We start from the raw sequence: 12540 nt of genomic DNA, 5'->3' as shown, positions 1-12540 counted from the left end.
GGCCCCTTGAATGACCTCCGTCACTGCCTCCCGTTCCGGTTCCGGCGGTACCGCCTTTGCGGTGCTGGGCGCGGCGAGCTTCTGCCATCTTCTCAACGACATGATGCAGTCGCTGGTGATTGCGGCCTATCCGATCTTCAAGTCGGAGTTCGACTTGAGCTTTGCGCAGCTCGGCCTTTTGACGCTCACCTATCAGGCGACCGCGTCGATGCTGCAGCCGCTCGTCGGTCTCTATACCGATCGCCGGCCGCAGCCTTATTCGCTACCTGTCGGGATGAGCTCCACGTTGTGCGGCCTCCTCGCGCTCGCCTTCGCGTCGAGCTATCCGGGCCTTCTCGTCGGCAGCGCGCTTCTCGGCGTCGGCTCCTCGATCTTTCATCCGGAATCGTCGCGTCTGGCGCGTCTCGCCTCCGGCGGTGCGCACGGGCTCGCGCAGTCGATCTTCCAGGTCGGCGGCAATGCCGGCGCCTCGCTCGGCCCCATCGTCGTCGCGTTTTTCGTTCTGCCGCGCGGGCAGGAGAGCATTGCCTGGTTTGCGCTCGTGGCGCTGTGCGGGATCATCGTGCTGACGCGGCTCGGCGGCTGGTACAAGCGTCATGCCGAGCGCCGACCGGTGGCGCGGCGGGGCAGTGGCGAAGAGAGCGGGCTCGGCCGTCGCGAGATCGCGCGTGCGCTGGCACTCCTCTTCGGTCTGATCCTCTCGAAGTATTTCTATCTCGCGAGCTTCACGAGCTATTACGTCTTCTACCTGATGCATCGCTTCGGGTTGCCGCAGGGCGAGGCGCAGCTCTACCTGTTCGTGTTCCTCGCGTCTGTGGCGGCGGGCACGCTGATCGGCGGGCCGGTGGGCGACCGCATCGGGCGCAAGGCGGTGATCTGGACATCGATCGCCGGCGTTCTGCCCTTCACGCTCGTTCTGCCCTATGTCGGGCTTCCCGCCACCGCCGTCCTCAGCGTTCTGATCGGCCTCATTCTCTCGTCGGCCTTCTCCGCGATCGTCGTCTACGCGCAGGAATTGATGCCCGGGCGTGTCGGGATGGTCTCCGGCCTCTTCTTCGGCCTTGCCTTCGGTCTGGGCGGGATCGGGGCCGCGCTGGTGGGTGTTCTCGCCGATTGGACGAGCATCGAGTTCGTCTACAAGATCTGCGCTTTCCTGCCGGCGATGGGTTTTCTTGCAGCCTTCCTGCCAGATGCGGAAGGACGGCGCCGGGCGCGTCTGGAAGCCCGCCTCTCGCCCAACGCGTCAGAGCGCTGACGAGCCTCCAAAGAAAAAGGGCGGCTCGCCGCCGCCCTTCAACCTGTCAGAAAGACCGGGCTGTCAGCCCATGGCCTTCTGCAAATTGGCGTCGATCTTGTCGAGGAAGCCGGTCGTCGACAGCCACGGCTGGTCGGGGCCGACGAGCAGGGCAAGGTCCTTCGTCATGGCGCCCGATTCGATGGTGTTGACCACCGTGCGTTCGAGCGTGTCGGCGAAGTGCTTCAGCTCCTTGTTGTCGTCGAGCTTGGCGCGGTGCGCGAGACCGCGGCTCCAGGCGAAGATCGAAGCCGTCGAATTGGTCGAGGTCTCGCGGCCCTGCTGATGCAGGCGGAAGTGCCGGGTGACGGTGCCGTGTGCGGCCTCCGCTTCGACCGTGTTGCCATCCGGCGTCATCAACACAGAGGTCATCAGGCCGAGGGAGCCGAAGCCCTGCGCGACGGTGTCGGACTGCACGTCGCCGTCGTAGTTCTTCGCCGCCCAGACGAAGCCACCGGACCATTTCAGCGCCGCCGCGACCATGTCGTCGATCAGCCGGTGCTCGTAGGTGATCTGGCGCGCCTCGTACTTCTCCTTGAACTCGGCCTCGTAGGTTTCCTGGAAGAGGTCCTTGAAGCGGCCGTCATAGGCCTTGAGGATCGTGTTCTTGGTCGAAAGATAGACCGAGTAGCCGCGCATCAGACCGTAATTGAGGGAGGCACGGGCAAAATCGCGGATCGATTCGTCGAGGTTGTACATGCCCATGGCGACGCCGCCACCGGGGAAATCGAACACCTCGTATTCCTGCGAATCGGACCCGTCTTTGGCTTCCCAGCGCATCGTGAGCTTGCCGGCGCCCGGGACGACGAAATCCGTCGCCTTGTACTGGTCGCCGAAGGCGTGGCGGCCGATGACGATCGGCTTCGTCCAGCCCGGGACGAGCCGCGGGACGTTCGAGCAGATGATCGGCTCACGGAAGACGACGCCGCCCAGAATGTTGCGAATCGTGCCGTTCGGGGAACGCCACATTTTCTTGAGGCCGAATTCTTCGACACGGGCTTCGTCCGGCGTGATCGTGGCGCATTTGACGCCAACCCCGACCTTCTTGATCGCCTCGGCCGCATCCACCGTCACCTGATCCTCGGTGGCATCACGGTTCTCGATACCGAGATCGTAGTACTGGAGATCGAGGTCGAGATAGGGGTGGATGAGCTTGTCCTTGATGTAGTGCCAGATGATCCGTGTCATCTCGTCGCCGTCGAGTTCGACGACGGGGTTCTCCACCTTGATCTTCGCCATGGATTTTCCTGTCTGCGTTGCTCGGTGCTGTGCGGGGCCGGAGCGGCTTTTCCGCACATTCAGATCAACGGGCGTATAGCAAACGCCCTTCGCCGCGCAAACACGGCGAAGGGCGAGAAATCGATTCTCTCATGAGGCTCGTCGCGAGCCTGCCCCGTTCAGGTCATACGAGACCCGCAAGAGAGAGGATGATGATGACGATGGCGATCAGTCCAACGAGGTAGACAATATTGCGCATGGCGGGTGGCTCCGTGGCTGTTGAGGCTTATAAGCGCTGTTGCGTCGAAGGTGCCGCTCAGGCGAGGCCGAGCAGCGACAGAACCGCCACGACGATGACGATCAGACCAACGATATAGATAATGCTTCGCATCATGCCCTCTCTCAGTGTGCGTTCAATTCAGCTTTGCGGTGACAATTCCTGCTTTGCGACATGGTTCCGCGGATTTCTTGGCCCATTGGGTCAAAGGAGGGGCGCGTGAGCGGCGAAAGCGGGGCAAAAATCACCCAAGTCCCTGGGCCTGCGATCATCCTCGTCGAGCCGCAGCTTGGTGAGAATATCGGCATGGTGGCCCGGGCGATGGCGAATTTCGGCCTGTCCGATCTGCGCCTCGTTGCGCCACGCGACGGGTGGCCGAACGAAAAGGCGCGCGCCGCGGCAAGCCGGGCCGATCATGTGATCGAGGCGGTCCGGGTCTATGACAATGTCGCCGATGCGGTCGCAGAGCTTCGCTTCGTGCTCGCGACCACAGCCCGCACGCGCGAGATTCCAAAAGAGGTCCTGGGTCCGCGCGAGGCTGCAGCTGCCTTGCGCGAACACGAAAGCCTCGGTCAGGAGACCGGCCTCTTGTTCGGTCGCGAGCGCTGGGGGCTCGTCAACGAAGAGATCGCCTATGCCGACAAGATCGTGACGTTTCCCGTCAATCCGAGTTTCGCTTCCCTCAATCTGGCGCAATCCGTGCTTCTGATGAGCTACGAATGGCTGCAATCCGGCCTCGGTGAGGGCGAGCTTCCGACGCGGGCGGGGCTTCCGGAGCTCGATGAGATGCCGGCGCCGAAAGCGGAGCTGGTCGGTTTGATGGAGCATCTGGAGAGCGCGCTCGAGCCGACGGGCTATTATCGCACCGAAGAGAAGCGCCCGGTGATGGTCCGAAATCTGCGCGCCATGCTGCAGAGGCCGGGGTTCACGACCACCGAAATCCGTGCGTTGCGCGGCGTGGTGGCCGCGCTCGAGGGCCGCAAAACGAAGCGCGATATCGCGAGAGCGGCCGGCGAAGAGGATGAGTGACGAGAATGCATGACGCCGGCCCGGTGCTGGTGTTCGATTCCGGCCTCGGCGGACTTTCCGTCGTTCGGGCGATCAGCCAACAAATACCTCGCATCCGTCTCGTCTATGTGGCCGACGATGCAGCCTTTCCCTACGGGGATTGGGAAGACGACCAGCTGCGCACGCATATCGTCGAGCTGATGGGGCGCCTCATCGCGCAGTATCGCCCGACGGCCGTCGTCATTGCCTGCAATACGGCGTCGACGCTCGTTCTGCCGGCGCTGCGGGCCCGATACGACATTCCGTTCGTCGGTACGGTCCCGGCGATCAAGCCGGCCGCCGAACAGACCAAGACCGGGATCATCGCGGTGCTTGCAACGCAGGGCACGATGCGGCGCGATTATACGCGCGACCTCATCCGAAAATTCGCCTCGCTCGTTCATGTGCGGCTCGTCGGCGCGCCGTTGCTGGCGGCTTTCGCCGAAGCGCGGATGCGGGGCGAAGGGATCGACGAGCGGGCGCTCGCAGAGCAGATCGAACCATGCTTCGTGGAGCTCGAGGGGCGGCGCACCGATATGGTCGTCCTCGCCTGCACGCATTATCCGTTCCTGGCCGATCTTTTCGATCGGCATGCGCCGTGGGCGGTGTGTTTCATCGATCCGGCACCGGCCATTGCGCGTCGGCTGGCGAGTGTTCTGGAAGGCCGCCGGGTGGGTGGCGGGCCGGGGAGTGCCGCATTTACGAGCGGCCGACCGGTACCGGCGCCGGTATTGGAGATCCTGCGGCAGTATCGATTGGCTCCAGCTTAAATCTGGGCGGCATTTTTCGCCGGCACGCCCGCAGGGAGACGGACGCGCCGGCGATGCCGATTGCTCGGCTTCAAAGGGGATTATTCGGCTTTGAGGAAGTCGCCGACGTCCAGGAGCACGAATTCGTTGTCGTCGGCCTTGTTGACGGATCGGCCCGCCGAGAAGGGCAGGTTGTTGTCGTTGCCGACGATGATATGCGTCGGGTCGACCACATCCACATTCTCGATCGTCACGAAAGGCATGTCGTAAAAGCCTTCGCCGCCGCCCTGCACCTTCTTGCCGTCGGTGTCGTCGATCTTGAGAAGGTTGATGTAGCCGATCTTGCGGACAGGCCCGCCCTCCATCTCGTCGGTCATCTCGATCTTGTAGATGCGCTTCAGCCTGGCCGGATTGGCGAAGCAGTCGGTTGCCGTCGACTTCGGATCGTCACAAGCCTCGTCGGTTGAGCCGGCGCCGTTGTCGCGCTCGATGACGAGGCCGTGCGTGTCGTCGATCATGTTGAAGTCGCCGATCGCCTCGCCGCCCTCGGCCAGCGGATAGAGCCAGGAGCGGCCGGTCCATTCGCCCTTCGCCACATCGAATTCGATGATGCGCAATGCCGGATGGCCGTCGACCTTTTCAACTTCGCCGTCGACATAGATCGGGCCCTCCAGAAGGCCGTAGAGCTTCGACTTGTCGGGGGAGGAGGCGAGACCCTCGTAACCGCCGGAGCGCTTCAGATTGAAGGCCGGCATTTCGGTCGCCGGATTGCCAGGCAGGCGCAGGAAGGGATTGTCTGGCGAGGTGACCGGTTTGTCGCCGATTTTCGTCTCGACGAGCGTCTCGAGTTCTCCGTCCGTGTTGAATTTGAGGAGATAGGGGCCGAATTCCTCGCCGATCCAGAAGCCGTCTTCGACCGGCTGGATTGATTCGACGTCGAAATCGGCACCGGTCAGATAGCGGGTTTCCGTGCCCTCGTTGACGATCGGGAAGGGCACCACCCCGTTCGGGTCGGACAGGAAGACGGTGTCGAGCCGGTTCACCTTGTTCGCGTCCCAGTCGAACGACAGATGATGGATCATCAAGGCCGCATCGGCCGAATTGATCTTGGAGCCGAAACCGTTGTCGGAGAGCGACCAGAAGGTGCCGTCGTCCATTTTCTTGATGCCGGAAAAACCCTGGATCGGCTGGCCGTCGAACGGCATGTCGAGGCCGGTCGGTCGCGTGCCGTCCTTGCCCGCGACCTTTGTGTCGCCGGCGCGATGGAAATCGGAGGAGGTGAACTTTGCGGAGGTGGCGAGGCTCGCCGGAGCGTCCTTCGGCGGCTCGACGAAAGTGGCTGCCGGCAGCACGGCATGCGCTTCGAGCTTGGCCGGGAACGCCTTCTCCTGCGCGTTCGCGTGGCTCAGAAGGGCGGCGGACGCGGTTGCCGCCAGAAGGAATGTGCGCATCATCAATGTGGCCTCTCATTTCGGGTGCGCCTGGGCGCGCCAGGCTCTTCCATGAAGACGGCTTTCGTTGCAGGCCGTTGACGGGCGGATGAAGCGACGATGAAGGGCCCAGGAAGGCTCGCCGCCGCGGTTGGTGTTTGACAGCAGGCGATAAAACCCATAAGTGAGCCGCGGCTCGGCGCTTTCAGCGCGCGGGGCCCGCACCCGTGGGGTCACTTCCGCCAACTCTTGTTCGGATCGGAATTTCGGCGAGCGCTTCGCCGAGCCCCTGTCAGTCGTTTGTCCGCATGTGCGGCACGGGCGGCAGAGGAGGGCGCGTTTCGAAACGCGAAACGGTAAGGATATCAGCGTTATGAGCAAGCGCCAGAGCGCCAAGTACAAACTTGATCGCCGCATGGGCGAAAATATCTGGGGTCGCCCGAAGAGCCCAGTCAACAAGCGTGAGTACGGCCCGGGCCAGCACGGCCAGCGCCGCAAGTCGAAGCTTTCGGACTTCGGTGTGCAGCTGCGCGCCAAGCAGAAGCTGAAGGGCTATTACGGCGAGATCCGTGAAAAGCAGTTCCGCAAGATTTACGACGAGGCCGCGCGCCTGAAGGGCGACACCTCGGAGAAGCTGATCGGCCTTTTGGAGAGCCGTCTCGACGCGATCGTCTACCGCGCGAAGTTCGTGGCGACGGTCTTTGCGGCGCGCCAGTTCGTCAATCACGGTCATGTCCGCGTCAACGGCCAGAAGGTCAACATCCCGAGCTATCGCTGCAAGCCGGGCGACGTGATCGAAGTGCGCGAGCGCTCCAAGCAGATCGCCGTCGTGCTCGAGGCGACCGATCTCGCCGAGCGTGACGTGCCGGATTACATCGATGCCGACCACAACAAGATGACGGCCACCTTCACCCGCGTGCCGGCCTTCTCCGAAGTGCCGTATCCGGTGACGATGGAGCCGAACCTCGTGGTCGAGTTCTATTCGCGCCAGTAAACGGTTGCGATCACAAAGTTTTTCAAGGGCCGCCTTCGGGCGGCCCTTTTTGTATCCATGGGCTTGAGCGAGGGGTCGGCTTCGGTGAAGGTGCGGCGATGACCGACGTTCTGGACGATATCGACGACGTGCTGGACGGGGCTGCGCCTCAGCCCGAGCCCGAGGAAGCTTCGGAGGCGACACATCCGCTGTTCCGCAATGCGCCGGGCAGCGTCGCCTTCAAGAAGCTGCGCAAAAGGCTCCTGCGCGAAGTGCGCGAGACGCTCTCGACCTACGGGATGGTCGAAGAGGGCGCCCGGTGGCTCGTCTGCGTGTCCGGCGGCAAGGATTCGCACGGGCTTCTTGCCGTGCTTCTCGACCTCAAATGGCGCGGGCTTTTGCCGGTCGATCTGCTCGCCTGCAATCTCGATCAGGCCCAGCCGGGTTTCCCAGCCGAAATCCTGCCCGGCTATTTCGAGGGACACGGCATTCCCCACAGGATCGAGCGGCGCGACACCTATTCGGTGGTGACGGAGAAGATCGCGCCGGGGCAGACGATGTGCGCGCTGTGCTCACGCCTCAGGCGCGGTCATCTTTACCGGATCGCGCGCGAGGAAGGCTGTCAGGCGGTCGTTCTCGGCCATCACCGGGAAGATGCGCTCGAAACCTTCGTCATGAACATGCTGAACGGCGGCCGGCTTTCCTCGATGCCACCGAAGCTCAAGAACGACGCGGGCGATCTCCTGGTGCTGAGGCCACTTATTCGCTCGGCCGAGGCGGATCTGGAGCGTTTCGCTGCAGGCCTCGAAGCGCCGATCATCCCATGCAATCTCTGCGGATCGCAGGACGGGCTGGAGCGCCAGCGGGTGAAAGACATCCTGGCCGAATGGGAGCGCGAGCGGCCCGGCACCAAGGCAAACATGCTGCGAGCGCTCGCGCATCTGCGTCCCTCGCATTTGCACGATCCAACCCGCTTCGATTTCTCCGCTTTGTAAGTGAGGGGCGCTTCTTGCGCTCAGGCCATGGCGCGCTCGGTTCTGCGCGCTTTTTCGTTACGAATAGCGCTGGCGAAACAGAACGCCGTGTTCGGCGACGAGCACGGTCGCGATCGCCAAACCGGAAAGAATGGTGAGACCGAAGGCGAAGGGCGTGACACTGCCATTGTAAAGGTAGCCCACGAACGCCCCGAAAAAGCCGCCGCCGAAGGTCTGCATGAAGCCGAGCACGGAGGAGGCCGTTCCGGCGACATGGCCGAGCGGCTCCATGGCGAGTGCGTTGAAATTGGTGCCGACGAAGCCGAAGAAAAAGAAGGCTGCGCTGATCAGCGGAAAAAACAGCCAGAACGGCATCGGGCCAGCATAAATGACCGACAGGATGGCCGTGATGAAGCTCAAGACGCAGAAGCTGATCAGCGCCGTGTGAGCGAGGCGGCGCATGCCGAAACGGCCGACAAGGCGGGAATTGGCGAAAGAGGCGCCCGCGATCAGGATGGCGCTGCCGGAGAAAGCCACGGGAAACCAGGGGCCTAGGCCAAAGACCTCGACAAAGATCTGTTGCGACGAATTGAGGTAGGAGAACAAGCCGCCGAAGGCAAGAGCCGTGGCAAAGGCGTAGCCGAAGGCCTGCCGGTTGGTGAGCACGATGCGGAAGGCCTCGATGACCTTGCGTCCGTTGAGAGGGCGGCGGTTCTCGTCGGCAAGCGTTTCGGGCAGGCGCATTCCAGACCACAACAGGACGATGGCGCCGAAGATTGCCGTGAAGAACAAGATCCAGTGCCAGCTTGCGACGAAGAGCACGAGCTGGCCGAGGGTCGGCGCAAAGATCGGCACGGCCATGAAGACCATCATGACCAGCGACATGAGGCTCGCCATCTGCCGTCCGCCGAAGGTGTCGCGCACCACGGAGATTGCGACGACGCGGGTTGCGGCTGCGCCCATTCCCTGCACCGTCCGGCAGGCGAGCAGAATGCCGAAATCGGGCGCGAGCGCTGAGGCCGTGCCCCCGACGACATAAATCACCAGGCCCGCGAGCAGGATTGGACGGCGGCCGAAGCGGTCGGCCAGTGGACCGAAGACGAGCTGGGCGATGCCAAAGCCCACCACGAAGGCCGTGACGACGAATTGCCGGGAGTTCTGATCCGCGATCGAAAAGCTGCCTGCGATGTTGTCGAGGGCGGGCAGAATGATGTCGATCGCCATGGCATTGAGCGCCATCATCGAGGCGGCGAGAGCGACGAACTCGACATAGGGAATTGTCAGCCGGGAGGCGGCAGGCGTGGAGGATGGCATTGAAACGGTCTCCCCGGGCAGGACGCAGTCCCGCGCGGAACGAGTGCGGCAGAATTGTTGGGAGACCGGGTTCTAGGGCCGGCGGCGGACCCCTGCAAGGTCACGGGATGAGCCGAATGCCCATTCCCTCCGCCGGGAAGCGGGTCGCCTCACAATGAAAGAGCCGGCTTTCGGCCGGCTCGGTCTTTGCAAATGAGATAATCCGCAGCCCGATCCGGCCTGCGATCGGGAGCCTCGCTTATCCAGCCGCAGCTCCCGTCAGGCATCTCTGAGCGGTGATCGAAGACGTGTGAGTGCGACCTCCGCTCGCCCTTACGCCGCTTTGGCGACGCCTTTTTCTTCCATCAGGTTCTGCAGCTCGCCCGCCTGGAACATCTCGCGGATGATATCGGCACCGCCGACGAACTCGCCCTTCACGTAAAGCTGCGGGATGGTCGGCCAGTTGGTGTAGTCCTTGATCCCCTGGCGCAGATCGTCGGATTCCAGGACATTGATGCCCTGATAGGCGACGCCGAGATAATCGAGGATCTGAACGGTCTGCCCCGAGAAGCCGCATTGCGGAAAGGTCGGCGTGCCTTTCATGAACAAGACGACATCGTTGGACTTCACCTGGCTATCGATCCATTCGTTGATCGCTGACATGATCGCTGGTCCTCCAGACTGCGGGCGCGGCCGCGCAGTCTCGTCGGTTATTCCGGGATGCTGGTCTGCAGGGCGAGGGCGTGCAATTTGCCACCCATGTCTCCCTTGAGCGCCTCATAGACCATCTGATGCTGCTGCACGCGGCTCTTGCCGCGAAAGCTTTCGGATACAACCTCTGCGGCGAAATGGTCGCCGTCGCCGGCGAGATCCCTGATCGTCACATTCGCATCGGGAAACGCTTCGCGTATCAAACGCTCGATCTCCCCCGCATTCATTGGCATTCGTGGCTGCTCCTCATCCTATGGCGCCGAATGTGGTCAATCGATCCTGAAAGGTCAATCCGACCTTTGGGACGGCTGGGCTTCAGACCTGTGCCATATACTTGGGAAACCAGTCCTCGAACGCTTCGCGCAGGGCAGGGACGGCGGCGGAACCGGCATTGACGAAGGTGAGCGCATCGCCCGTCACGATGCCGATTTGCGCCGCCGGCACGCCGTTCTCCGCAGCCGATTTCAAGACGGCCTCGGCATCTTCCGGGCGCGTCGTGACGAGATAGCGGGCCTGGTCTTCGCCGAAGAGCGCGCAATCGGCGCGTCCGGGCGCCTCGTCGATCTCCGCACCGAGATTGCCGGCGAGCGCCATTTCAGCGAGCGCCACCGCAATGCCGCCGTCGGAGCAATCGTGCACGGCGGTGACGCGGCCGTCATCGATGAGAGAGCGAACGAAATCGCCGTGGCGTTCTTCCTTCGCCAGGTCGACGGGGGGCGGGGCACCTTCCTCGCGGCCGAAGATTTCTCTGAGATAGACGGACTGGCCGAGATGGCTGCCCCAGTCTTTCTCATCGCCCCCGATCAGGAGAATGGTATCTCCCTCCTGTTTGAAGGGGATGGTGGCGGCCTTCTTCCAATCATCGAGAAGGCCGATGCCGGCGATCGTCGGGGTCGGCAGGATCGCCTGGCCGGAGGTCTCGTTGTAGAGCGAGACATTGCCGGAGACGATCGGGAAGGCGAGTGCCTTGCAGGCCTCGCCGAGCCCCTGCAGCGCCTTGACAAAGACGCCCATGATCTCCGGCTTTTCCGGGTTGCCGAAATTCAGATTGTCGGTGACGGCAAGCGGTGTCGCGCCGACGGCCGTGATGTTGCGCCAGCATTCGGCGACCGCCTGCTTGCCGCCCTCGAAGGGGTCGGCCTCGACATAGCGCGGCGTCACGTCGGAGGAGAGGGCGAGCGCCTTGTCGCCCTTCGCGCCGAAGCTCCGGTCGATGCGGACGACGGCAGCGTCGCCGCCCGGCCGCACGACGGTGTTGCCCTGGACGAGGTGGTCGTATTGCTCAAACACCCAGCGTTTTGACGCGAGGTCCGGCGTGCCCATCATCTGGATGAGGGCGAGGCCGAGATCGCCGGGAGCGGGAAGGGAGGCGAGGTCGAGCGGTGCGGCCTTGGCGGGCTCCACCCAGGGACGGTCGTATTCCGGAGCTTCGTCGCCCAGATCCTTGATCGGCAGGTCCGCCACTTCCTCGCCGTATCGCGACACACGGAAGCGGAGATCGTCGGTGGTTTCGCCGACCTCGGCGAAGTCGAGGCCCCATTTTTTGAAGACCGCCTCGGCCGCGTCGCGTTTGTCGGGGCGCAGCACCATCAGCATGCGCTCCTGGCTTTCCGACAGCATCATCTCATAGGCCGTCATGGCGCGTTCGCGGGTCGGCACTTTGTCGAGGTCGAGACGGATGCCGAGATCGCCCTTCGCGCCCATTTCGACGGCGGAACAGGTGAGGCCGGCGGCACCCATATCCTGGATGGCAACGACGGCGCCCGTCGTCATCAATTCGAGGCAGGCTTCCAGAAGACGTTTTTCGGTGAAGGGGTCTCCGACCTGGACCGTCGGGCGCTTCGACTGCGTCTCTTCGCCGAACTCGGCGGAGGCCATCGAGGCGCCGCCGACGCCATCGCGTCCGGTCTTGGCGCCGAGATAGACGACGGGAAGGCCGACGCCTTCCGCCTTGGAATAGAAGATCGCGTCCTTCCGGGCGATGCCGAGGGCGAAGGCGTTGACGAGGCAATTGCCGTTGTAGCGGGGATGGAAATTCACCTCGCCGCCGACCGTCGGCACGCCGAAGGAATTGCCGTAGCCGCCGACACCGGCGACGACGCCCGCCACGACGTGGCGCGTCTTTTCATGGTCCGGCTCGCCGAAGCGCAGCGCGTTCATCGCCGCCACGGGCCGTGCGCCCATGGTGAAGACATCGCGCAGGATGCCGCCGACGCCGGTCGCAGCCCCCTGATAGGGCTCGATGTAGGAGGGGTGATTGTGGCTTTCCATTTTGAAGACGGCCACGAGACCATCGCCGATATCGACGATGCCGGCGTTCTCGCCAGGGCCACAGACGACCTGCGGTCCGCTCGTCGGAAGCGTCTTCAGCCACTTCTTCGAGCTCTTGTAGGAACAATGCTCGTTCCACATGGCCGAGAAGATGCCGAGCTCGGTGATCGTCGGCGTGCGCCCGATCAGTTCCAGGATCCGCTCGTATTCGTCGGGCTTGAGCCCGTGGGCGGCAATGAGGTCTTCGGTGATCTCGGGCGCGTTCTGTGGATGCATGTCTCTGCCTGATGCTTCTGGCCGCCG

General features: G+C 63.3%; 11 protein-coding genes. 5 read left to right on the top strand and 6 right to left on the bottom strand.

Annotated features, from left to right (window positions below; translation table 11 throughout):
* The first annotated feature begins 10 nt into the window (after positions 1-10).
* Entirely contained in the window at positions 11-1255 is a 1245-nt protein-coding gene (locus L0F51_RS05905) for an MFS transporter (protein ID WP_234628326.1), read from the top strand.
* A gap of 63 nt (positions 1256-1318) precedes the next feature.
* Here L0F51_RS05905 and L0F51_RS05900 read toward each other — a convergent pair whose 3' ends face one another.
* A complete protein-coding gene (locus tag L0F51_RS05900; protein WP_234628325.1) occupies positions 1319-2533 on the bottom strand; it encodes an NADP-dependent isocitrate dehydrogenase in 1215 nt (404 codons plus the stop codon).
* A gap of 475 nt (positions 2534-3008) precedes the next feature.
* Between L0F51_RS05900 and L0F51_RS05895 the strand changes: the two genes are divergently transcribed.
* Complete coding sequence (locus tag L0F51_RS05895) at positions 3009-3818, top strand: RNA methyltransferase (protein WP_370642315.1); 810 nt, start codon at positions 3009-3011, stop codon at positions 3816-3818.
* 5 nt (positions 3819-3823) lie between these two features.
* The gene (gene murI, locus L0F51_RS05890) at positions 3824-4606 is read left to right on the top strand and encodes a glutamate racemase (RefSeq protein ID WP_234629352.1); all 783 of its coding nucleotides are present in this window, start codon (positions 3824-3826) and stop codon (positions 4604-4606) included.
* 80 nt (positions 4607-4686) lie between these two features.
* On the opposite strand, the gene L0F51_RS05885 is transcribed toward murI, so the two are convergent.
* A complete protein-coding gene (locus L0F51_RS05885; protein WP_234629351.1) occupies positions 4687-6036 on the bottom strand; it encodes an esterase-like activity of phytase family protein in 1350 nt (449 codons plus the stop codon).
* A gap of 352 nt (positions 6037-6388) precedes the next feature.
* On the opposite strand from L0F51_RS05885, the gene rpsD reads away from it, so the two are divergent.
* Both rpsD and ttcA read left to right on the top strand, forming a co-directional pair.
* On the top strand, positions 6389-7009 hold the full coding sequence (rpsD, locus tag L0F51_RS05880; RefSeq protein ID WP_092816678.1) for a 30S ribosomal protein S4: 621 nt from the start codon (positions 6389-6391) through the stop codon (positions 7007-7009).
* A 98-nt stretch (positions 7010-7107) separates the two neighbouring features.
* Positions 7108-7983, top strand: coding sequence for a tRNA 2-thiocytidine(32) synthetase TtcA (gene ttcA, locus L0F51_RS05875; RefSeq protein ID WP_234628324.1), 876 nt, complete (start codon positions 7108-7110; stop codon positions 7981-7983).
* A gap of 57 nt (positions 7984-8040) precedes the next feature.
* Here ttcA and L0F51_RS05870 read toward each other — a convergent pair whose 3' ends face one another.
* The 4 genes from L0F51_RS05870 to purL form a co-directional block, all read right to left on the bottom strand.
* Positions 8041-9276 carry a multidrug effflux MFS transporter gene (locus L0F51_RS05870; protein WP_234628323.1) on the bottom strand — a complete coding sequence of 412 codons (1236 nt, stop codon included), beginning with the start codon at positions 9274-9276 and terminating at the stop codon, positions 8041-8043.
* Between the two features lie 312 nt (positions 9277-9588).
* The gene (gene grxD, locus L0F51_RS05865) at positions 9589-9918 is read right to left on the bottom strand and encodes a Grx4 family monothiol glutaredoxin (RefSeq protein ID WP_234628322.1); all 330 of its coding nucleotides are present in this window, start codon (positions 9916-9918) and stop codon (positions 9589-9591) included.
* A gap of 47 nt (positions 9919-9965) precedes the next feature.
* The gene (locus tag L0F51_RS05860) at positions 9966-10199 is read right to left on the bottom strand and encodes a BolA family protein (protein ID WP_234628321.1); all 234 of its coding nucleotides are present in this window, start codon (positions 10197-10199) and stop codon (positions 9966-9968) included.
* A gap of 82 nt (positions 10200-10281) precedes the next feature.
* Entirely contained in the window at positions 10282-12513 is a 2232-nt protein-coding gene (gene purL, locus L0F51_RS05855; protein WP_234628320.1) for a phosphoribosylformylglycinamidine synthase subunit PurL, read from the bottom strand.
* Positions 12514-12540: the final 27 nt, after the last annotated feature.

The sequence above is a fragment of the Afifella sp. H1R genome, assembly GCF_021462425.1.
Classification (GTDB): domain Bacteria; phylum Pseudomonadota; class Alphaproteobacteria; order Rhizobiales; family Afifellaceae; genus Afifella; species Afifella aestuarii.
Note: the sequence above shows the minus strand (reverse complement) of the source record. Positions and strands in the feature narration are given on the sequence as shown.